Here is a 23770-nt window from a genome sequence, read left to right as displayed (position 1 = left end):
CTTTACATTATTATATCTTCGTCGTATATGCGCTTATTCCATTTCCTTACATGCAGGCTAACAATGATTTTTCCGTCCTCTTTGTATATCAAGAATGTATAGTAGTGGTTGCGCTGAATATCGTATGGTGTGCCTGTAGGCTTGCCGTCGGTATCATAATTGCGAAACTCCAGGGTGTAAGTGCCTTCGTGCTTACCATTTCTGTTCAGGTCAACGGTTATTGTCGATGGCGTAGCCCCTGTGCTGGTATTGTCGTATTCTGGTATGTATGTTGCTTTTCCATCCGTCAATCCTATGTTTGCCGCTCGGCTGTCAAGTACGTTTAGCGAATTGTCGAAGCGTATCTCCTGAGTCTTATTTGCCGATTGATAGTTCTTTGGCAAACAATATCCTTGAGTGTTATAGTTGTTGATGTGCATGCTACCTATGGAATATCCATACGATGCCATGTCCGAGCGCATCTCCACTTTCACCTTCGCCATCGCTCTGAGCAAATATATCTGCTCTGTCATGTCTGTTTGTGTGCCTAATGTAAGTGCTGGCAGTGCTGCCACACCCCACATAGGTATATATTTCCTTGTCTCAGTATCTATGTTGTATGTCAAGTCGGGTAGGTCGATTGTGCTTAGTTTCGTAGCATTGCAGTTAGCCACAATCATTATCTTCTTAGCCCTTGCAATATCGTCTTTAGCGTTCTTCCATACTCCTGTTATTGCATATTTAGTACCCGAAGGGTCGCTCATTGGCGTCACCGTTATAGTCTCCACATCTCCAATGATGTTGCCCATACCGTCGCAAATGGCTATACGTAAGTCGTCGGTGTTAATCATATTCTCATCTTCTATGCCTGCTTGCTTAGGGTCATAGTTGTCCCACCCCTCGTTTGCGGCACGTGTAGATGCAGCGTCGGCAACCATCATTGTGAAGGCGACGCGCACATCGTTCTTGGCGATAGCGCCTACGCCATCGTCGTCCGAACATGCCGTCATTGCCACACACAGCAATGGCACAATAACTGTTCTAATTATAATATTTTTAATTTGATAAAACATCAAGTGTCGATATCTTTTTCTATGATAATAAGTATCGTGTTTCTTACATTCCTACATGTCTACATTCTGCAACACCACTCTCCATGAGTTAACGAATATCGAGGCGCTAAGCCAGTTCATGCCGTCGTCTACAAAGAATACGAAGCTATATTCGTCTTGGCGGTCCAAATAGTCTTGGTCGGTCATATCCTTGTTGTAGTTGCCCTTAACGAGCAGCGCATAGTCTACGAGCGGAATGTTGAACACCAGTTTTCCATTTTCGTTGTTATAAACCTTTAGTCGTGGGTTTTTGTTTGCAAACAGTCTGTTCACAGTCATCTCAGCCACCACTGCCGACACCTGTGTTTCGCTCTCTTCTGCGCCCACAATGCCGTCGTATTGCGACCATGGGCGATAAGTTATCGAGTCTTCTTTTATATTGTCGTTATAGCAATCAAGCCATGAGTTGTCGTCGTCAATCTCGAAGCTGAAGTCGCTTGCTTTCAACTTTTTGCCCGAGGCATTCTGTATCACCACTTTTATGTTGTTGGTATTCTTAGTCAGCGGCATGGTGAACGTCTTCACCCCGTAGTCGTCCATTCTCAGGTCTACGTTTCCCATCATACCGTGATACAGAGCGTTAAGGTCGTGGTCCACCTTTCTTCCGTCTCTGTTTATCTTGCAGTCCAGGTTTTCAATACCCTCTTCTGCCTTTCCTTTAGTTGAATATTTGTATGAACCGTCATACACGTTTTCGCCCTCTGCCCATACTTGTAGCGAGTATACGCATGGCCTTATGTCGAGAGTAATGTATCCTCCAGCAGCCTCTATGTCGCTTACAGCTTCCGTTTTGTCGAAAACCATTTCTCCGTTCTTGTTGTAAGCATGCAGCGATAGTGTCTTCACCTGTGAGCTGAAGGCATCGGCAAATTTCATATTCTTGTCGTATTTGAACTTCAGCCTTAGTTCTTGCTTACATTCGCCCATGTCTTCGTGCATCATCGAGCACGAGCATGCGATGATGGGCAATAGCATAGCCATGGATGCTACTTTCATTTTGTTCAATATATACGTCAAGTTTATCATAATTCGTTGTTTTGTGGGAGAATTATATAGGAGGTACGGCTCCCCCTCCATGTGTGAGAGCCATACCGCCTAAAAAAAGAGTTGTTAATATTTACTATTTGCCAAGGCTTACATTCTGGTTTACTATGCGCCATTGCAAAACCTGAACGCGGGCAGCCAAAAATGTATTATCGTAAGAAGGCACAGTTGGGTCAATAACCTTATCAGGATTGTATACTGGTGTACCAAAGCCTTTAATACCATTCAAAGTAATCTTGTAGAAGTGGTTGCGCACAACACCATATTCGCCAAGAGTTCCTGCAGTACCAAGGTGCCTTACTGGAACATAGTAGTATGCTTTACCTTCTGTTCTGATTTCTGCCTTATCTGCTCCAATGGCTGCCAATACTGTAGCCTTATCTACTTCTGTGAAAGTAGGAGTGGTACCACTTGTTGTCTTGGTGTAATACTTCTTAGTAACACCTGCTGGGTCGGGTGCCAAAGTTGGAGTAACTTGATAATTCTTCATAGAAGTAGTAGGCTCAGCAAAGGTGATGTCGTCTTTAGCAAGCTGAGTATATGTAGAACCATTATCAGTACTTGTATAATACTTCGAGAATGTATTTGCCACCTGCGTCTTCAAGTTGTCTATTCCAAGAAACTCCACACCATTATATCTACATATCTCTGCTAAATGCCAATTGTTATACTCATCTTTGTATTTAAGAGTAGCTGCGACCAAGAATTTTGTCACATTGTTATCATATACATTAGTGATTGTGGCGTCTGGAGTGTTAGGCAATGTGTACAATACGTCATTCATCTTGGCCTTAAAATCGTTATACAAATGATTAACAGGCTGATTGCCGCCAATGCCTGCATCTAATGCTACAGATTGTTCCCAGAAACAACGGTGATAGTCGGATGTTGTCCAAGGGCTAAAGCCTAAATTTCCGTCAGTCCATGATTTGCTTACCTGCTTTTCTATCTCAGCCTTACCGTTCTCGTCAGCCAATCCCCAACCATCGATAACTGCATAAACGTCGTAAGCTCCGATTTTGCCTACAGCTGTTTTTGTACCATATTGGGTAGCATCCCAGTTTGTACCATTACCTTTCTCAAAGACATTAAGATCAACATTGGCAGTAACCTTAGCCACAACACGCTCTACATATAGGTCTACTGGCTTTGTCATGGCAGTTTCTTGCGAAGTTGCTATATGACCTGCAACAAGCGAAGCACAAACATCTTCACCTGTATTTACATATACTGAGTTGCTCATTACAAAGTCAGATAGAGCACTCGTAGACGCATCCTTTTTGTAGAAATTTTGACCTACTGCAGCTTTACGAAGTTCGCTCAATCTCATAGTTGCGCCATTCTTGAGAGTTGCAGGCTCAACAGTCTCTGGATTAACAACAGCCATAATAGCAGCAGGAGCAGCATTCTGCTCACCATTGATTACGAGTACGGTTTGCGTAATCTTCTCTACATTTGCTGATGAGCCAGGAGTAGTGGTATCGTCACCAGGGGTAGCCTCAAGATAGTTTACGCTTCCACTACCTGTTACTCCTGTAACATTAGGATTCTTGATAAGATAAGGCGAACCATCACCATTGAAGAAGTAGAAACGCACCTTTTTGATTTTGCTTTCCTCCTCAGTTCCATTCTCATACTCTCCGGCACGGGTAGGAGTTGTTCCCACATTCACAATGTTCACAGCGAGATACTGCGGATCACTACCAGGTTTTGTTGCTCCACCTTCGATGTCGTTGTCCGAACTACATGCACTCATCATCAATGCAGCGCATGCCAAAGGGAAAAATTTAAATATCTTCATAATACTTTGAGTTTAATTATCAATGTTAATTATGTTATTTAATCTCTTCGTATACTTTTCTGGCAGCCTTAGCCTCCTCGCTGTCTCCAGCCTTGTCAAGATAAGGCTTTGCACCCTCGGCATCGCCTGCGTTAAGACGTGTGCAAGCTGCATTAAGGTTGGCTGTTGGATCGTCAGGATACATACGTACCGCTATCTCCATTATCTCGCCAAACTCCTTTGAGCCAGGCTCGTAGGTTTGTGCCACCATATACATCTCGTTTTGCGATAGCAATTGTGGTCGGGTCTTTACCAAAGCCTTGGCCTCCTCAACATTGAATGGGCGCACCTTATATTTAATATGGTAGTCGGAGTGGCGCAGGGCTGGATAGCATACAGCCAGAAGGAATTTGTACTCGTCTGCAAATGCAGCCTTAATCTTAGCCTCGCGCTCGTCTTCCTTTAGCGATGTGTCGTTGGCAAGGTCAAGTATCTGCTGCTTGTGCTCGATGTTGCTCTCGGCTACAAACTTGCGCAGACCGTCCCAGTCTTCTGCCGTGTGCGACACCGTGAAGATGCCTTCGTCGAGCTGCACCATACGCTGCACATACTGTGTAAGGGTGTGCGCACGCTCCTTGGCAAGGCGGTCGTTGTTGTCGAAGCGTCCCTCTGGCGATGCAAATCCGTGGATATTCACTGCCAACACCGTTAGGTTGTTGTCTTCCTTTAGCGTGTTGATAGTTCGTATTATACTGTCGAGCTGTTCGGGATTGCGACGGTACAGAGGGTTAAGCTCGGTGCGGTTTACTGGGAAGTCGATGTAGGCACGCTTGTCCAGCTCGCGTATCTTCTCTGCCACCACCTCTGGTCTTACAAACTTGGCAGTTGGTCGGCGATATTCCATCAGTTCGTATTGTTTGTTGGCAAGGTTGTCGCCACATCCGCAAAGGTCCTCGTTAATACGCACCTTATAGTCAACAAACTTCTTGTCGTAGGCAACAGAGCGCAGATAGGCTATCTGCTGCGGTTTGCCGTTGGTGCGTTTCACGATGTAGGCATCAGCACCATAATTGTTGTGGCGGTTGCGCTGCTGCATAATGTGCTGTCGGTTGCCGTTTACCACAATCTTAGGCATAGCCACATCGCCATCGGCAGTTGTTATGGATGGAGAAAGAACAAACTGGTTGTTGGTGGGCATCTGCAGCTGGTCGAGGTTGAGGGTCATCGACAACGTAAGCTGCTTGTCGATATGGCTCACCCTTACATTCTCCACCTTTATGCTGCTGTTGGCTATGGATACACCCTTGCACTCTTGCCCTCGGCATGGACTGACGGCAAGTGTTAGAAATGTCAATATGTAAAGAAAGTTCTGTTTCATATCGTTTTTCAGCTTTGTTCTATAATACATATATCAGCGATAGTGCTGCCTTGGTAGGTCCAAAGTAGTTGGTGTGGCTGCTCTTAAGTTTTCTGCCACATGTGCCACATTTATATTTGTCGTACTTTATAAAGTCGTAGCCTATACCAAGTGATGTCTCAAGATTCCAATGTCTTGACAATGGCCATTGGTATCCGCCGCTTACGCCTCCGCCAATGAACCATCCCTCATAGCGGTGATTCTTCTGTGTGGACAGCAATCCAAAGGGAAAGTCTACCCCACTAACGTTAAACTCACCTCCCATGAGATGAGCTCCAACAAACCAACCGTTGAAACTCTGGCAGAACCAGTATCTATACTCGGGCGTAAACGACCAATGACGCAATGTAGAATGGTCGCCTCCCGACTGTTTCCAAGGGTTTAGTCCGAAAAACATTTGTGCTGTATGATTCTTGTCTATCGAAACCTCGGCTCCGATATTAGGTGTGGTAGTAGCCCAGTAAAGGAAGTTTGTCTTTACGGCTAAATTCTGAGCGGACAGTTGCGAGCTTGTCATTGACAATATGACAACAATGAATAATGCCAACTTTTTCATAAATATACATATTCAGGATATGAGTGTCTATGCCTCTATTTTTGTGTTTGTTGGGGTATACTTCAATCCTTAGTTGTTTTGTTTTATCTGTTGTTGTGTTTGGGGTGGTTATTTGTATTTTGTTATTTTATGTCTGAAGTGTGTTATTTATTTTATATTTTGTTGTTAAATAAGTTATTATTATAACTTGGGGCAAAGTTACAAATAATTGTGCAAACAGAAAAGAGTTAGGTCTGTAATTTTATGTTATTTTTCATTTGCCATCTGCCGCCTTTGGGCAAATATCGCTGTAACACGATGAATGTCTGTGGGTTATAGGGTGGAAGATAGGGTGGCAGATAAAACGAAAAACTTTGTTGTCGTGTAATGAGCTACGAGGAGCGTCGCCGCCTCGGCGACGAATTAGAAAAGGTTCATCCAGAATATGGAGTGACAGAAGTGTAAATTGCAGTTTGTCGGGGAGGTTGGCATGCTAATGTTCGTGTAATGAACGTATAATATATGGTTCGTATAATGGACGTATAATTTTACTTGTAGATATTTGCTTGGAGTTCCCTTGCTTATAGTTCCGTGGATAAAAAAATTTCGTGTGCGACATAAAAATCACGACATTCATATATCTCAACACCACAAACGGTATATAAGGTAAGATATACATACATTTGATCGCAAATTTCATCCATCACCCAGCCATTTTTCGTTCGCTTCTCGATCACTTCTCGTTCGTCCCTCGTTCGTCTCTCGTTGTGCTTTCGTTCGTTATTCGTTAGCCGATCGAGGACATAACGAATAACGAACGAGAAAACAGCGAAAAAACAACGAAATGACGACGAGAAGACGACGAGAGCCAATCGAAACGGCGACGAGAGGCAAACAAAGCAATCTGCCAACTACAACCTCCAACCATTATGCCTGTTTTCAGCCATTTACAAGGCGCGTGCTGCAAATCAACCCACTGGATGGTACACCCTAAGCACAAGACAAAGCAAATGGCTGTAATGACCTCTTTTTACCAACACAAAGTCTGAAACTGCTCGCGCGCGAACCTATTAATATCCGACAAAACCTTTCAAACCCCATCACATGTTGTCACCCCCTGAACTGAAACACAACCGGACCATTTTCCCATGCCACAACATCCACTGAAAGCCATCTGACGCACATTATAACCAATTACAGTTCAAGCACATACAATAACTAACCATATTTAACCAACAAAAAGGCGGCACAAGACCACTGTATTAAAATTGATTTACAGATAAAACAAAATAATATAACACAAACATTTACAACTCATTCGATTATCCTATCATAAAAGCACATAACCTTTTTTCTGCGAGTTAGAAACAGAAATAATCAATAGCAAAGGGCTGGACTCATTTGTGAGAGTCCAGCCCTTTTGCTATGGCTTGGAATGTTGTCCTAGGCGGATTCGAACCACCACAAACAGAACCAAAACCTGTTGTGCTACCATTACACCATAGGACATACATACCCGTTAGCGGCTGCAAAGGTACGCAAAATTTGGCGTTCCACCAAATTTTTCCTTCAAAAAATATTATTTTACTACCAACAGATAGTAGTTCTTCTTACCTTTCTGTGCCAGAAGATACTTTCCATCGATGAGATCTTCGGCTGTAATAGGACGATTCTGGTCGGTCAGCTTCTCCTTGTTGAGACTTACACCGCCTCCCTGAACCATTTTGCGCATCTCGCCCTTTGAAGGGAATACAGGTGCTGCAACGGTAAAGAGTTCGATGGCAGACTGCCCCAACTGGTCTTTGCCAATCTCAAACTGAGGAACTCCGTCGAATACATCGAGGAAGGTTTGTTCGTCGAGACGCTCCAGGCTCTCCTTGGTAGATTTACCGAAAAGGATAGACGAAGCCTCGATAGCGGTGTCAAGCGCCTCCTGCGAGTGAACCATGACAGTAACTTCCTCTGCCAAACGCTTCTGAAGAATACGGCGACCGGGGTCCTGTTTGTGTTCTTCGACCAGTGCATCGATCACCTCCTTCTCCAGTGAAGTGAAGATTTTGATATAGCGTTCCGCATCATCATCGCTCACATTGAGCCAGAACTGATAGAACTTATAAGGTGTGGTGCGCTTAGGATCGAGCCAGATGTTACCACTCTCGGTCTTACCAAACTTCTTACCGTCGCTCTTGGTGATGAGTGGGCAAGTGAGTGCAAAGGTCTCCACATCGTTGCCAAGGGTACGGCGGATGAGTTCTGTACCTGTGGTCATGTTGCCCCATTGGTCGTTACCACCCAACTGAAGTTTCACACCTTTGTGCTGATAGAGGTAGAGGAAGTCGTAGCCCTGAAGCAACTGATAGGTGAATTCGGTGAATGACAGTCCGTCGCGTGCAGTTCCATTGAGACGTTGCTGCACACTTTCCTTAGCCATCATATAGTTAACGGTAATGTGCTTTCCCACCTCTCTTGCGAAATCGAGGAAGGTGAAGTCCTTCATCCAATCGTAGTTGTTGACCATCTCGGCGGCATTTGCTTCTTTAGAATCGAAGTCGAGAAACTTAGCCACCTGTGCTTTGATGCACTCCTGATTGTGATAGAGTGTCTCATTGTTCAGCAGATTGCGCTCCTGACTCTTACCTGAAGGGTCGCCAATCATACCGGTAGCTCCACCCACCAAGATGAATGGTTTGTGGCCGCAACGCTGCAAATGGCGCAACATCATGATACCACAGAGGTGACCGATGTGTAACGAATCGGCAGTAGGGTCAGTACCCAAGTATGCCGAAACCATTTCTTTCTGGAGCAGTTCTTCTGTGCCAGGCATCATCTGTGCCAGCATTCCGCGCCAGCGAAGTTCTTCTACAAAGTTCTTCATATACTATATTGTTTTTAGATTTCCTGTATGTTGTTTCAAGTTGTGGGCATGGTTCACGGCACGGGGTCATAACCCGAACCGCCCCATGGATTGCATCTGAGGATGCGCCAAATGGCAAGTGCAAGTCCTTTGACAGGGCCATGCTTGATGAGTGCCTGACGTGCATATTCGCTGCAAGTGGGTGTGAATCGGCATGACGGCGGTGTATATGGTGTGATAGCCACCTGATAGAAACGGATGGGTAGCAGCAACAACCACACCAAGATGCGCGATATAATCTTTATCAGACGACGTACCCACTGCATCTTCATAATTTCTCTGCTATGCGGTTCAACAGTTTGTTTATCTTCTCTGCCACCACCTCAGAAGGGAAGAGTTCGTCGGCAAGCCATACAAATCCCACCATCAGTGCACGCCCCGACTGCTGTTCTACAGCCTCAACAATAATTTGCTTATTGAGTCGGTATGCTTCGCGCAACTGTCGTTTGACGCGATTACGCTTGACGGCCCGTTTGAAATGGCGTTTAGATACGCTCATCAGTACCTTGACAGGCGGTTCGCCCTCGTGGCGTTCAGTCTCTCTCCAGACTGCCCTGATAGGGAATGAAGCCACAGAGCGGCTGCCTGCCCTGTCGAAGAGTTGTTCTGTGAGTCGCAATCCACACAACCGCTCTTGCTTGTTGAGCGTATGGGTAGCCATGGTGATATCTGTCTATACCTTATTTATATATAGAGGCTCGGTCATCCACTAACGGATAAGACCTCGCCATTGGGATAGCGCAATGTTGCGCAGTTAGCCTTTGTGCTCTTCCAGATAGTGTTGAAGTGCACCAGTCATTGAGGGATATTGCTTTGAAGGAGCTTCCAAGTCGACGCGCAATCCAGCATCCTGAGCAGCCTTGGCTGTAGCAGGGCCGAAGGTTGCGATAGCCACTTTTCCCTGATCGAAGCTGGGAAAATTCTTGGTGAGTGACTCAATTCCCGAAGGACTGAAGAACACCAACATATCGTAATCGAAGTCTTTTGCTTCCTGTTCGGTAAAGTCGTTGCTCACGGTGCGATACATCACGCACTCGCGATGCTGCAGTTTTTTCGACTCCAGCAACTTAGCTACCGATCCACTGTTTACATCACTCATTGGTACAAGATATTTCTCTGTCTTGTGCTTAACCATTGTAGGCAGCAAATCGTCAATCTTTCCAGTATTTCCGAAGAACACTTTGCGCTTGCGATACTGCACGTATTTCTGTATATACAGCGATATTGTCTCTGTCACACAGAAATATTTCATATCTTCAGGAATGGTGATACGCATCTGCTTTGCCAGCGTGAAGAAATTGTCGATGGCGTGACGTGAAGTGAAAACAATTGCCGTAAAATCGAGAATGTTTATTTTCTGCGCACGAAACTCTTTAGGTTCCAGTCCTTCAACCTTGATGAAAGGACGGAATACAAACTCTACGTTATATTTTTCCGCAATATCAAAATATGGCGATTTTTCACTTATTGGTTTCGGTTGCGAAATGAGAATCTTCTTGATCATCGGTGTCCTAAAAATTTATTTGCAGATAATTTCCTATGAATACCGCTATACTCCAAAAAACAAGCAACGGTACTATTTCAAGGGTGCAAAAGTACAAAAAAAATTGCAAATTAACGAGTTTTCTATTGAAAAAGATGGTCAGACACTTACTGAGCGACATGATTTTAACCAAAATGGCCACGACAGCAACGCACGTAATGCTGGTTTCCGGACTTAGGCCGAAATAGGCATGCAGCAACACGACAGGGAACAAAAGCACTCCTTCTACCGATAAAAGAAACAAGGAGGACTTTATCCATTGTTCATTTTTTTTCTTTCCAAAGAACACCAGATTGACCCACGTACTAAGGAGGAGCTTACCTGTGAAATATGCCACTGTCAATCCAAAGAAGATGGCTATGAGTTGGTAGTTGGACTGAAGTGTGAAGGTGGTGCCGATAAAGTTTAGCGTATAGAAATAGCACACCAGTGCCACTAACAGGCTGGTGACTAATCCTAAGAAAAACTGGAAGCGCATCTCACTACTTGTCTCCTTCACCTCGGTGATTCCTTCGGCAGGTCGATAGAAGAACGCTTTGAATTGGCGAGCCACGAAACGACGGGCATGGGAGAATGCCACAACGGCAGCCAGGAAACATACCACCAGCATAGAGGTGATGAGGTCATCGTTATGGATGCTGTAGGGCACGGGTGAACCGGCAATGCCGATACGTCCACCGGAGAGTTCGGGGTGGAACATGGCATTGTGGGAGAAGAATCCTTCGCGATAATACTGCGGGAGTTCTGCCTTCAACAGATCGTGACCCGCATCATGTCCCGGCAGATGCAGGGTGTCGGGGCGCGTACTCCATCGGATGGGTGCCGGCTTGAAATGGGCTTGAATGGCAGAGTCCTGCTGAGCAGGCGTAGCATTGCGAGGCAACCATCTGAGCACCTGAGCCGGTGTCAGTTGGCGCACGGGTGCAGCACCAGTTGCCGACGCAGTGTCGGCATGTGCCGTATGTTGACTATGCGCAATGCTGTCTGCCTGTTGCACGGAATAGAATTAAAGTGCGAATTCGCGTTTGATATCCTCTACCCGATCGAGCTTTTCCCAAGTGAAGAGCTCTACATCGATGGTTTTTGTCTCATGATAACGACTGGTAAAGGTTTTCTTCACCACTTCGGGATGACGTCCCATGTGACCATAGGCTGCGGTCTCCAGATACATGGGCTGGCGCAACTTCAACTGGCGCTCGATGGCTTTTGGACGCAGGTCAAACAGTTTCTCGATACGCTGTGCTATCTCGCTGTCGGTCATATTCACACGTGAACGACCGTAAGTATTGACGTAGATATTCATCGGACGTGCCACACCGATGGCATAGCTCACCTGTACCAACATCTCGTCGGCTACTCCGGCAGCCACCATGTTCTTAGCGATATGGCGTGCGGCATAGGCAGCAGAACGATCGACCTTAGAAGAGTCTTTACCAGAGAAAGCACCGCCACCGTGTGCACCCTTACCTCCGTAAGTATCTACAATGATCTTACGACCGGTAAGTCCGGTATCTCCATGAGGACCACCGATAACAAACTTACCCGTTGGGTTGACGTAGTACTTGATCTGATCGTCGAAGAGCTTGAGCACCTTCTCGCTCTTGATCTGTGCTTTAACGCGTGGTATGAGGATGTTGAGCACATCAGCCTTGATTGTGGCAAGCATGCGCTCGTCGTCATCGTCAAACTCATCGTGCTGGGTTGAAACGACGATGGTATCGATGCGTTCGGGTGTTCCGTCGTCGCTATACTGTACGGTCACCTGACTCTTAGAGTCGGGGCGGAGATAAGTCATCTCCTTTCCTTCGCGACGAATATCAGCCAAAGTGCTTACGATAAGATGTGAGAGGTCGAGCGAAACAGGCATGTAGTTCTCTGTTTCGTTGGTTGCATAGCCAAACATCATGCCTTGGTCGCCGGCGCCTTGGTCTTCGTCATCCTCACGGTCAACACCACGGTTGATGTCGTCGCTCTGTTCGTGGATGGCGGTAAGCACGCCGCAGGAGTCTCCGTCAAACTGATATTCGGCCTTGGTATAGCCGATTTTCTTGATGGTATTGCGGGCAATGGTCTGCAAGTCAATATATTCACGGCTTCTAACCTCACCCATGATAACCACCTGTCCGGTAGTTACAAAGGTTTCGCAAGCCACACGAGCATGCTCGTCGTAAGCCAGAAACTGGTCGAGTATGGCGTCACTGATTTGGTCAGCCACCTTATCGGGATGGCCTTCAGATACTGATTCTGATGAGAAAAGGTATGACATGTTTATCTTCTTATATTTTTGTTTTCGGCTGCAAAGTTACGCAGATTTCGGGATATGACAAAATAAAACGGCGGTGTTCTGCAAGCATTTATACCTATTTAACCTCGTTTTTGACGTTACGCGGATGATGTTCCAATATCTGCTGGCGTAGCGTACTCATATCCACATGGGTATAAATCTCGGTGGTGGCTATGGATTCGTGGCCCATCATCATTTGTATGGCACGCAAATCGGCACCTCCTTCCAGCAATGCCGTAGCAAACGAATGTCGAAGGGTATGGGGAGAGATGGTTTTCTGAATACCGGCAGCCACAGCCTGGCGCTTGATCATGATGAGTATCATGGTTCGGGTGAGATGCGCCCCACGTCGGTTGAGGAACACATAATCTTCCTCGCCGGGCTTGATATTCATCTGCCGACGGTCGGCAAACCAAAATTCAATTTCGTCGAGGGCTTTCTGCGAGATGGGTACGAGACGCTCTTTAGATCCTTTGCCCACCACTCTGATGTAGCGCTCTTGTATGAAGAGGTTGCTGAGCTTGAGTGTGACGAGTTCGCTGACACGCAGTCCGCAGGAAAAGAGCGTTTCGATAATCGCCCTATTGCGCTGCCCTTCCCATTTGGTGAGGTCTATGCTTGCCTTGAGCATATCCACCTCACGGGTGGAGAGTACCTCTGGCAGATGAGTGCCGAGCACCGGACTCTCCAACAGTTCCGACGGATCGTCGTCACGCCAACCGTCGGTCTGCATGAACCGAAAGAAGGATCGCACCCCACAAAGTATGCGACACTGGGAGCGTGGCCCGATGCCGATATCGTGGAGTGTCGCAGCGAAATGTTGCAGGTCGGGCAACTGCACGTCAAACACATCTTTGTTTTCATCGCGCAGATAGCCCAACAACTTCTGCAAATCGCGCTCATAGGCATCGAGCGTATTGTCGGAAAGTCCGCGTTGCAACCTCAGGAAACGCAAGTATGGACGTACGTAGTCTTTGCTATTTTTCTTCATATTCATTCACAAAATTACTGCAAAACGCGCAAAAAACAAAATATATATGCTTTTCTTTTTGTTATTCCGCTTTTAATCGTACCTTTGCAAACACATTTAGCAATTTAGATTTTTATTTTTATGGCTGAAGAATTAGAAATCAAGGAGCTCGACCAGGTAGTCGTACGCTTCTCGGGTGATTCCGGTGACGGTATGCAGTTGGCCGGAAACATCTTTTCTACGGTGAGCGCCACCGTAGGTAATGGTATTTCCACTTTCCCAGATTATCCGGCAGATATCCGTGCCCCACAAGGCTCGCTGACCGGTGTCAGCGGATTCCAGGTTCACATCGGTGCTGGCAAGGTCTATACCCCTGGTGATCAGTGTGACGTGCTTGTAGCCATGAACGCTGCAGCGCTGAAGACACAGCTGAAGTATGCCAAGCCCCAAGCCACCATCATCATCGACACCGATTCATTCGGTCCGAAGGACTTGGAGAAAGCACAGTTTGCCACTCCCGACTATCTCGGCGAACTCCATGTAGATCCCGATCGTGTCATCCAGTGCCCGCTCACCACTATGGTGAAAGCGTGTCTGGCAGAAAGTGGCATGGACAACAAAGCCATTCTGAAGTGTCGCAACATGTTTGCGCTGGGTTTGGTTTGCTGGCTCTTCAACCGCGACTTGAACCTCGTTGCCAATTTCTTGCGTGAGAAATTCGCCAAGAAACCTGCCATTGCCGAGAACAATATCAAGGTGGTGCAGGCTGGTTACGACTACGGTCACAATACCCATTCATCCGTACCGGCTACCTATCGCATCGAATCGAAGACCAAGGTGCCCGGACGCTATATGGATATCACGGGTAACAAGGCTACTGCCTACGGTCTTATTGCTGCTGCCGAAAAGGCAGGTCTGCATCTCTTCTTAGGCAGCTACCCTATCACTCCAGCCACAGATATTCTTCACGAACTGTCGAAACACAAGTCATGCGGTGTCATCACCGTACAGTGTGAAGACGAAATCAGCGGATGCGCTTCAGCCATCGGTGCTTCGTTTGCCGGAGCATTGGCTGCTACCAGCACCTCCGGACCTGGTGTATGTCTGAAGAGCGAAGCGATGAACTTGGCAGTGATCGACGAGTTGCCACTGGTTATCGTCGATGTACAGCGTGGCGGTCCTTCAACAGGTCTGCCCACCAAGAGCGAGCAAACCGACTTGCTGCAAGCTCTCTTCGGCAGAAACGGTGAGAGTCCAATGCCCGTTATTGCCGCACTGAGCCCCACAGACTGCTTTGACGCCGCCTACGAGGCAGCAAAGATAGCGCTCGAACATCTGACTCCCGTCATCCTGCTCACCGATGCTTTCATCGCCAACGGATCTGCTGCTTGGAAGTTGCCAACCATGGAGGGGCTCCAAGCCATTAAGCCTCACTACGTAACTCCTGAGATGAAGGGCCACTATACCCCATACTTCCGCGACGAAGAAACAAAGGTTCGCTACTGGGCAATCCCCGGACAGGAGGGCTACACCCATATCCTTGGCGGACTGGAGAAGGACGGTAATACCGGTGCCATCTCTACAGATCCTGAAAACCATGACCACATGTGTCGTCTGCGTGCCGAGAAGGTGGCTAAAATCCCCGTTCCCGACTTGCAGGTACTGGGCGACAAAGACGATGCCGACCTGCTCATCGTAGGTTTCGGATCTACTTACGGTCACCTTGTAAGTGCGATGCAGGAACTGCAAGCCAAAGGCTACAAAGTGGCACAAGCCCAGTTCAAATATGTCAACCCACTGCCTAAGAACACGGCAGAGGTACTCTCGAAATATAAGAAAGTGGTCATTGCCGAGCAGAACCTCGGCCAGTTGGCTACTTGGCTGCGTGCCAATGTAGATGGCTTAGTGCCCTACCAGTTCAATCAGGTAAAGGGACAGCCATTTGTAGTGGCAGAGTTGGTAAAGGCATTTGAGGACATTTTAAAGAAGTAAAGCGTTATGAGTGAATATACATTCCAAGACTATAAGAAGGGACAGCCACGTTGGTGTCCGGGTTGCGGCGACCATTTCTTCCTGGCGTCGCTCCATAAAGCCATGGCAGAAGTGGGTGTTGCACCCCACAACATGGCAGTCATATCGGGTATCGGTTGCTCCAGCCGTCTGCCCTATTACGTAAACACCTATGCCATGCAGACCATCCACGGTCGTGCTGCAGCTATTGCTACTGGTGCGAAAGTGGCTAACCCAGACCTCTGCATCTGGCAGGTCAGTGGCGACGGTGACGGTCTTGCCATCGGCGGTAACCACTTCATTCATGCCATGCGTCGTAACATCGACCTCAACATGATTCTGCTCAACAACCGCATCTACGGTTTGACAAAAGGTCAGTACTCGCCCACCTCACCCCGTGGCTTCGTTTCTAAGTCGAGCCCCTATGGCACGGTAGAGGATCCATTCCGCCCCGCTGAACTCTGTTTCGGTGCTCGCGGTCACTTCTTTGCCCGTAGCGTTGCCACTGATGCTGCCGAGACTCAGGACATCCTGAAGGCTGCTTACCAGCACAAGGGTGCTGCCGTTTGCGAGATTCTGCAAAACTGCGTTATCTTCAACGACGGTTGCCACGAGTCGGTATATACCAAGGAAGGCCGCAAGAAGAACGCTATCTATGTGCGCCACGGCGAGAAACTCGTGTTCGGTGAGAACAACGAATTTGGTCTGGTGCAGGAAGGTTTCGGCCTCAAGGTCGTGAAAATCGGCGAAAACGGCTATACTCTCGATGATGTATTGGTACACGATGCCCATTGTGAGGACAACACCCTGCAGTTGAAGTTGGCTATGATGTCCAACGAAAACGGCTTCCCCATCGCCCTCGGTGTTATCCGCGACGTTGACGCACCTACTTACGACGAGTCGGTACACGTACAGCTCGACGAGGTATCGAAGCAGAAGAAGTATCACAACTTTGCCGAACTGCTCGAAACCAACGACATCTGGGAAGTGAAATAAAACGCACTGACACCCTATAACCATCAACGATATGGGGCTGCAACAGCATTCGTGCCTGTTGCAGCCCTTGTTGTTGGACTGCATCCTCCCACTAACTACCGTAAGCACGGCATTTCCCGTGTCCTCCTATGGTGCATCGGTTTTCATCGTCTCTCCACAATTTTCTGCCCCCACATAACACAACAAGGCATAAAACAACCGTTTCCAAGTCATCTTCCAAAAGCCACATAATCTGCTAACCACCACCACTTTGCAACACTACAAAAGGCACATTCCTCAGCAAATCAATTTGAATTGCTCAGCAAATCAATTTGAATTGCTCAGCAAATCAATTTGAATTGCTCAGCAAATCAATTTGAATTGCCATCAAACATAAGTGACATGGGCAGGTAATGATGCCACCACACAGCAGCAATGTATAGGACAAAAACACGTCATGCCCTATTCCTTGCTTGACAGCACAACCTCTTCATGCAGAAAAAGTATTACCAAAACGCTTTATCTTGACATTTTTTAACCAGCATTTTCCAATAATTCCCCTGTTAACTTGAATTCACACCGACATATGAGCACCATAATTGCGCCATCTGTTATACTATTTGTGCAAAATTGATAATTATTCCGTTTTTTGTTTGGCAATTAGCCGATTTATTGATAAATTTGCACTAAAATAGAAATAAACGAAGAACTATGTCTTTAAAATGTGGTATAGTGGGACTTCCAAATGTGGGTAAGTCCACTCTTTTCAACTGCCTGTCAAGTGCAAAAGCTCAGGCTGCCAATTTTCCATTCTGCACGATAGAACCCAACGTCGGAGTAATCACAGTACCCGACGAGCGACTCACCAAACTTGCTGAGATAGTACACCCAGGACGCATTGTACCCGCTACTTGTGAAATAGTGGATATTGCAGGACTGGTAAAAGGAGCATCCAAGGGAGAAGGACTTGGTAATAAATTTCTGGGCAACATCCGCGAGACTGATGCCATCATCCACGTGCTCCGCTGCTTTGAAGATGATAACATCACCCACGTAGATGGCACCATCGACCCCATCCGCGACAAAGAAATCATCGACACCGAACTGCAGTTGAAAGACCTGGAGACCATCGAGAGCCGTTTGGCAAAAACCGAAAAGGCTGCCGCTGCAGGCAATAAAGATGCAAAAATAGAGGTGGCTGTGCTAAAAGCCTATAAGGAAGTGCTCGACCAAGGAAAGAACGCACGCATCGTAGAGTTTGAGAGCAAAGACGAACAAGACTGCGCGCGCAACCTCTTCCTGCTGACTGCAAAGCCCGTGCTCTATGTGTGCAACGTCAGCGAATCGGATGCCAAAGAGGGCAACGACTACACCCGACGTGTTGAAGCACTGGCACAGGAGGAAGGTGCCGAAGCCATGGTGATAGCCGCCAAGACCGAGGAAGACATTGCCGAACTGGAATCATACGAGGACAAACAGATGTTCTTGGAAGAACTCGGACTGGAAGAGAGCGGTGTGAACCGACTCATCAAGAAAGCCTACTCCCTGTTGAACCTCGAAACATTCATCACCGCCGGAGAAATGGAAGTCAAGGCATGGACCTACCACAAAGGATGGAAAGCACCACAATGTGCCGGAGTTATCCATACTGACTTTGAGAAAGGATTCATCCGTGCAGAGGTCATCAAATACGACGACTATATCCAGTATGGATCGGAAGCCGCTGTACGCGAAGCCGGAAAAATGGGCATTGAAGGCAAGGAGTACATCGTGCAGGATGGTGACATCATGCACTTCCGCTTCAACGTATAAGCCATGGCGCCCCTTTCCATGAAAGGTGGCGCAACGGACACTCACTCATTGATTACTTAAATTCATCTACGAGACATGCTTAACCTTATCAACTTCATTGTCTGGAACCCCAGCATCTCATTCGGACCATTCCGCTGGTATTCCCTATGCTGGCTTCTCGGACTGGCGCTGGCCTATTTCACCGTGCGCCGCCTCTATCGCGAACAGCACATCAAAGACGAGTATTTTGATCCGCTATTCTTTTACTGCTTCGTGGGAATACTTGTCGGAGCACGTCTCGGCCACTGCATCTTCTATCAACCCGACTATTTCCTCACCAGCGGAAAGGGATTCGTAGAGATGTTGCTGCCCATCCATTTCATGGCAGATGGCGGATGGAAGTTCACGGGCTACGAAGGTCTCGCCTCCCACGGAGGTACCCTCGGACTGATGATAGCCCTCTGGCTCTATGTGAAGCGCACCAAACTCAGCATCTGGACCGTACTCGACAATATCGCAATAGCTACGGGTGTGACCGCCTGCTTTATCCGACTCGGCAACTTGATGAACTCCGAAATCATCGGAAAGGTTACCGATGTGCCCTGGGCATTCATCTTTGAGCGCGTCGATTCAGCACCACGCCACCCTGGACAACTCTATGAAGCGATTGCCTACGCCATTCTCTTTGCCATCATGTGGCCACTCCATAAGCGCATGACAAACCGCATCGGAACCGGTTGGTTCTTTGGATTCTGTCTGACATACATTTTCACTTTCCGTTTCTTCATAGAATACACGAAAGAAGTGCAAGAGGCTTTCGAGACTTCGCTACCGCTCGACATGGGACAAATCCTGTCCATCCCCTTCATTATCATCGGCATCTGCTGCATGTTCAGAAAACCTAAAAAGGAATAGCCACTATGCGAAACCTGCTCCTTCTCATCATCCTGTCACTGTGTGGAAGTATCACTACACAAGCGTCACACCATTCGCAAGATACTGCCTATGTAAAAATGACACTCCACTACTTTGACCTCTACCAAAAAGGCAAAGACGAGCAGGAGTATTACAAAGCGGCAAAGCAGATGAAAGACTATCTGCTGGACCACAATGATAAGGAGCTATATTATACCATTCGCAGTCAGGAAGTGATTTTCGATGCCAATCTGGGCAAGACCTACAGAGCCTTGCAGAAGGTGAACACCATTCTGAAAGACATCGAACAGGAGAAAAACAAAGACTCCTATGTACAACTCATCGACTACACGCTCGGCAGCATTTATCACCTGAGAGGCAACTACCGACTGGCAGAATACTACTATAAGAAAGCCAATGAGAAATGCGCACCAACGGATTCACCGTCGCGCATGGACATCTATTCGCAGATGGCAGAACTAAAACTCGTTGGTTCGCCTAAAGAAGCAGACCAGTGGATAGAGAAACTGGGCGATCTCACCCGTGCCAGCCATAAACCAGAATACCACAAAGCCTATCTCATGCTAAAAGGAAAACTATACTTCTATCATAAAGACAGATGGAGCTTTGATAAAATCTATCGGGATTTCTTCAGTATTCAAAGAAAACATCCCGAATTTGACAACAACGGTGTGGCACTCATGAAAGCCATGGATCTGGCTTTCTCAGGCGACTATCAATCAGCACTGCAGTTGATCAATGCCGACAACAACGAGATTGAAGCAATCGACAAACCGGGATTGCGCATCCAAATCTACAAGATGATGGATCGCTATGACCTTGCCCTTGATGAATTTCGCAAGATTAAAATGCGTCGCGACTCGCTGGATACCGACATGCTCTTCGACAGTATGAGCGAAATAGATACGCAGATGTCGATCTATAACCGTACCAAACACATGGCAGACAAGAACCGCAAGATGTTGACAGCATCGCTCTTTACCATCTGCGTCATGCTCACTCTGGCACTCATATCCATCATCTACCACCATCTGATGCGCCGCCGCTATCAGAAAACCATCGAGCAAAAGAACAGTGAACTCAGTGTGGCACTGGAGCAAGCCACGGAGTCGGACCGTATGAAGACAGCATTTATCGAACATGTCAGCCATGAGATACGCACACCACTCAATATCATTACAGGATATGCGCAACTCATCGGCAATCCAGAATACGAAATATCGCCCGAAGAACATACGGAGATGGTGAACAGCATCAATGAGAATAGCAACATGATCACCACCATATTCAACGAATTGCTCGATATTGCACAATACAGCAGCAATAAAAAGTTTGTTTGTGAGGATATGGTAAACGTTGGAAGTTTCTTAAAAACCATCATCGGAGATGCTGAAGAAAAGAACAAGGGACGACTGCAACTGATTGCCGAGAACACCGAGCCAGACGACTTCACCATCAAGACCAATAAGATTGCACTGTGTCGTGTGCTCTCACAACTGATGGACAATGCCATCAAATTTACGAAGAGTGGATCGGTAACACTCGGTTTCCATGCCGACAAAGCGTCGAAGACCTTACAGTTTACCGTTACCGATACAGGTATCGGCATACCGTTGGCTCATCAAGAAAAGGTGTTCGACAGATTCTACAAAGTAGATCTGTTCAAACAGGGATTCGGTCTCGGACTCCCCATTTGCCGCAAAGTCAGCGAACTGCTTGGTGGTACTATTGTGGTTGACAAAGACTACGTTGGCGGTGCACGCTTCATCCTTACACTGCCCATGCTGTAAGGATGAAACGCCACGGCTATGTTTTCAAACAAAGACTTTTCTGATTTTCAGATACGGAATCGTTTATTTCCCAGAAACGATTCTACGGATTTCGTTCAGTTTGTTGAGTGCCTCAACGGGGGTAAGGTTGTTGATGTCCAACCCTAATATCTCATCGCGAATCTGACAAAGCACAGGGTCGTCGAGTTGGAAAAACGACAACTGCATGCCTTCCCTGCTATCGGCAATAGCCGCAGTAGGCTTACCTGCCGTGCCCACTTGCGCATTGTCTGCCTCCAGTTGTTGAAGAATCACGTTGGCACGCTTCACAATGGACTTCGGCATACCGGCTATTTCTGCCACATGGATACCGAATGAATGTTCCGAACCGCCCTTCATCAGTTTGCGCAGGAATATCACTTTGCCATCCTTCTCCTTCACACTCACATTATAGTTGCAGATGCGTTTGAAGTTTTTCTCCATCTCGTTCAACTCATGATAATGGGTGGCAAAGAGCGTGCGAGCCTGTGCGCGCTGGTTTTCATGCAGATATTCCACAATAGCCCATGCTATTGAGATACCGTCGTAAGTACTCGTTCCACGTCCCAGCTCGTCAAAGAGCACCAGTGACCGTGGTGTAACATTATTCAATATATTAGACGCCTCGGTCATTTCCACCATAAAGGTAGATTCGCCGAGCGACAGATTATCGCTGGCACCGACACGGGTGAATATCTTATCCACCAATCCTATATGTGCACTGTCTGCCGGTACAAAGCTTCCCATCTGTGCCATGAGCACGATAAGGGCGGTCTGGCGGAGCAAAGCCGACTTACCTGCCATATTTGGACCGGTGATAATCATAATCTGTTGACGTTCGCGGTCCAAGTGAATATCGTTGGGCACGAAATGTTCGCCTATCGGGAGTTGCTGTTCTATCACGGGGTGACGACCCTGACGGATGTCGATCACATCGGTTTCATCGATGACCGGTCGCACATAATGGTTTTCCTCAGCCACCTTGGCTGCCGACAACAGGCAGTCGAGATAGGCCACTACCTGTGCATTGGTCTGCAGTTGTGGGATGATATCCTGCAAGGCTGTGACCAGTTCGGCAAAGAGCCGTTGTTCGAGTGAAAGGATTTTATCCTCCGCACCGAGTATTTTCTCTTCGTATTCCTTCAGTTCCTGGGTGATGTAACGTTCGGCTTGCGCCAGCGTTTGCTTGCGAATCCAGGCGGCAGGCACCTTGTCTTTATAGGTGTTGCGCACCTCCAGATAATAGCCAAACACATTGTTATAGCCGATTTTCAACGAAGCAATTCCCGTCAATTCTGTTTCGCGCTCCTGTATCTTCATCAGGTAGTCCTTACCCGAATAAGCAATATTGCGCAAGTCATCGAGTTCAGTATTGACGCCAGAACGTATCACCCCACCGCGTTGCACCAGTTGTGGCGGATCGTTGTTCACTTCGCGTTCTATTCTATCGCGCAGTTCTTCACACAACTGCAGTTGGCGCCCTACCCGCACAATAGCGTCATTGTCGGCAGACAGACAGGTCTCTTTGATGGGAGATATGGCTTGCAAAGCAGTTTTCAACTGCACCACTTCGCGAGGTGAAACCTTTCCTGTAGCCACTTTGGAGGCAATGCGCTCCAAGTCGCCGATGCGCTGCAACTGATCATCCACACACAGTCTGAACTCCGGTTGACGGAAGAAATAATCCACCACATCAAGGCGTTCGTTGATGCGCTTAGGATCTTTCAACGGAAAGACGACCCATCTACGCAACTGGCGACCGCCCATCGGCGATACGGTGCGGTCTATCACCGACAGCAATGACTTACCGTCTTCCTGCATCGTGCCCAACAGTTCGAGCGACCGTACGGTAAACTTATCCAAGCGCACATAGCGGTCTTCCTCAATACGGTTGAGCGATGTGATATGTGAGATATGGTTATGGAGGGTCTGTTCCAGATACTGAAGGATGGCACCGGCAGCCACCATGCCGCTTTTCAAATGGTCAACACCGAAGCCTTTCATCGACTTCACATGGAAATGGCGCAGCAGTTTCTGTTGTGTAGCCTGTTCGGTAAACACCCAGTCTTCCATTTCAAAGGTACAAAGCCGCACACCGAAGTTGCGTTCAAATTCAGCTTTGCGGTTGTGGTTATAGAGCACCTCCTTCGGTTGGAAGTTGGACATGAGTTTCTCCACATAGTCGGCAGTGCCTTCACCGGTAAGGAATTCGCCCGTTGAGATATCGAGGAAAGCCACACCGCATAGTCCTTTACCGAAATGTACAGCAGCCAGGAAGTTGTTTTCCTTATAGTTCAGCACATTATCCTGCATGGCAACACCCGGTGTCACCAGTTCGGTAATGCCACGCTTCACCAGTTTTTTGGTCAACTTCGGGTCTTCCAACTGGTCGCAGATAGCCACACGCATACCTGCACGAATGAGTTTCGGCAGATAAGTATCGAGTGCATGATGCGGGAAGCCCGCCATGGCATCGCCTTTGGCGCCTGCACCGTTGTTTCGGTGAGTCAAAGTGATGCCCAACACCTGCGAGGCAGTGATGGCATCGTCGCAATAGGTCTCATAAAAGTCACCGCAACGAAACAGCAAGAGTGCCTCAGGGTGCTTTGCCTTGAGGTCGAAAAACTGTTTCATCATCGGTGTGAGTTCCTTTTCTTTCTTTGCCATCGTCG

General features: G+C 47.4%; 18 protein-coding genes and 1 tRNA gene. 5 read left to right on the top strand and 14 right to left on the bottom strand.

Annotated elements, in window-relative coordinates; all coding sequences use genetic code 11:
- Window positions 1–2: 2 nt before the first annotated feature.
- The 13 genes from CIK96_RS11020 to CIK96_RS10960 form a co-directional block, all read right to left on the bottom strand.
- Complete coding sequence (locus CIK96_RS11020; protein ID WP_094440596.1) at window positions 3–989, bottom strand: DUF4906 domain-containing protein; 987 nt, start codon at window positions 987–989, stop codon at window positions 3–5.
- 114 nt (window positions 990–1103) lie between these two features.
- Window positions 1104–2087, bottom strand: coding sequence for a FimB/Mfa2 family fimbrial subunit (locus CIK96_RS11015; RefSeq protein WP_158214863.1), 984 nt, complete (start codon window positions 2085–2087; stop codon window positions 1104–1106).
- A 124-nt stretch (window positions 2088–2211) separates the two neighbouring features.
- Window positions 2212–3936 carry an Mfa1 family fimbria major subunit gene (locus CIK96_RS11010; protein WP_094390238.1) on the bottom strand — a complete coding sequence of 575 codons (1725 nt, stop codon included), beginning with the start codon at window positions 3934–3936 and terminating at the stop codon, window positions 2212–2214.
- A gap of 34 nt (window positions 3937–3970) precedes the next feature.
- Window positions 3971–5293 carry a DUF3868 domain-containing protein gene (locus tag CIK96_RS11005; protein ID WP_158214862.1) on the bottom strand — a complete coding sequence of 441 codons (1323 nt, stop codon included), beginning with the start codon at window positions 5291–5293 and terminating at the stop codon, window positions 3971–3973.
- Window positions 5294–5312: 19 nt separating this feature from the next.
- Complete coding sequence (locus tag CIK96_RS11000; RefSeq protein WP_094390240.1) at window positions 5313–5888, bottom strand: DUF3575 domain-containing protein; 576 nt, start codon at window positions 5886–5888, stop codon at window positions 5313–5315.
- Between the two features lie 1417 nt (window positions 5889–7305).
- Window positions 7306–7376 (bottom strand) — tRNA-Gln (locus CIK96_RS10995).
- A 70-nt stretch (window positions 7377–7446) separates the two neighbouring features.
- A complete protein-coding gene (tyrS, locus tag CIK96_RS10990; RefSeq protein ID WP_094390946.1) occupies window positions 7447–8742 on the bottom strand; it encodes a tyrosine--tRNA ligase in 1296 nt (431 codons plus the stop codon).
- Between the two features lie 53 nt (window positions 8743–8795).
- Window positions 8796–9047, bottom strand: coding sequence for a membrane protein insertion efficiency factor YidD (gene yidD, locus CIK96_RS10985; RefSeq protein WP_094391030.1), 252 nt, complete (start codon window positions 9045–9047; stop codon window positions 8796–8798).
- Between the two features lie 2 nt (window positions 9048–9049).
- Window positions 9050–9442 carry a ribonuclease P protein component gene (locus CIK96_RS10980; RefSeq protein ID WP_094390947.1) on the bottom strand — a complete coding sequence of 131 codons (393 nt, stop codon included), beginning with the start codon at window positions 9440–9442 and terminating at the stop codon, window positions 9050–9052.
- Between the two features lie 93 nt (window positions 9443–9535).
- Window positions 9536–10285 (bottom strand): uroporphyrinogen-III synthase, encoded by a 750-nt coding sequence (locus tag CIK96_RS10975; RefSeq protein WP_094440594.1) that lies wholly within the window; start codon window positions 10283–10285, stop codon window positions 9536–9538.
- Window positions 10286–10292: 7 nt separating this feature from the next.
- A complete protein-coding gene (locus CIK96_RS10970; RefSeq protein WP_094435001.1) occupies window positions 10293–11321 on the bottom strand; it encodes a DUF4271 domain-containing protein in 1029 nt (342 codons plus the stop codon).
- Window positions 11322–11330: 9 nt separating this feature from the next.
- Window positions 11331–12590 (bottom strand): methionine adenosyltransferase, encoded by a 1260-nt coding sequence (metK, locus tag CIK96_RS10965; RefSeq protein ID WP_094440593.1) that lies wholly within the window; start codon window positions 12588–12590, stop codon window positions 11331–11333.
- A gap of 94 nt (window positions 12591–12684) precedes the next feature.
- Entirely contained in the window at window positions 12685–13605 is a 921-nt protein-coding gene (locus tag CIK96_RS10960) for a site-specific tyrosine recombinase (protein ID WP_094434997.1), read from the bottom strand.
- Window positions 13606–13719: 114 nt separating this feature from the next.
- On the opposite strand from CIK96_RS10960, the gene CIK96_RS10955 reads away from it, so the two are divergent.
- The 5 genes from CIK96_RS10955 (at window position 13720) to CIK96_RS10935 (ending at window position 21080) form a co-directional block, all read left to right on the top strand.
- The gene (locus tag CIK96_RS10955) at window positions 13720–15570 is read left to right on the top strand and encodes a 2-oxoacid:acceptor oxidoreductase subunit alpha (protein ID WP_094440592.1); all 1851 of its coding nucleotides are present in this window, start codon (window positions 13720–13722) and stop codon (window positions 15568–15570) included.
- A gap of 6 nt (window positions 15571–15576) precedes the next feature.
- On the top strand, window positions 15577–16584 hold the full coding sequence (locus CIK96_RS10950) for a 2-oxoacid:ferredoxin oxidoreductase subunit beta (protein ID WP_094390953.1): 1008 nt from the start codon (window positions 15577–15579) through the stop codon (window positions 16582–16584).
- A gap of 690 nt (window positions 16585–17274) precedes the next feature.
- Window positions 17275–18375, top strand: coding sequence for a redox-regulated ATPase YchF (gene ychF / locus CIK96_RS10945; RefSeq protein ID WP_094390954.1), 1101 nt, complete (start codon window positions 17275–17277; stop codon window positions 18373–18375).
- A 75-nt stretch (window positions 18376–18450) separates the two neighbouring features.
- A complete protein-coding gene (gene lgt, locus CIK96_RS10940) occupies window positions 18451–19269 on the top strand; it encodes a prolipoprotein diacylglyceryl transferase (RefSeq protein WP_094440591.1) in 819 nt (272 codons plus the stop codon).
- A gap of 5 nt (window positions 19270–19274) precedes the next feature.
- Entirely contained in the window at window positions 19275–21080 is a 1806-nt protein-coding gene (locus CIK96_RS10935) for a HAMP domain-containing sensor histidine kinase (RefSeq protein ID WP_094440590.1), read from the top strand.
- Between the two features lie 63 nt (window positions 21081–21143).
- Here the strand turns inward: CIK96_RS10935 and mutS are convergent, their stop codons facing one another.
- On the bottom strand, window positions 21144–23765 hold the full coding sequence (gene mutS / locus CIK96_RS10930; RefSeq protein WP_094440589.1) for a DNA mismatch repair protein MutS: 2622 nt from the start codon (window positions 23763–23765) through the stop codon (window positions 21144–21146).
- Window positions 23766–23770: the final 5 nt, after the last annotated feature.

Origin of the sequence: Prevotella sp. P4-98 (genome assembly GCF_002251405.1) — a bacterium.
GTDB lineage: Bacteria > Bacteroidota > Bacteroidia > Bacteroidales > Bacteroidaceae > Prevotella.
Note: the sequence above shows the minus strand (reverse complement) of the source record. Positions and strands in the feature narration are given on the sequence as shown.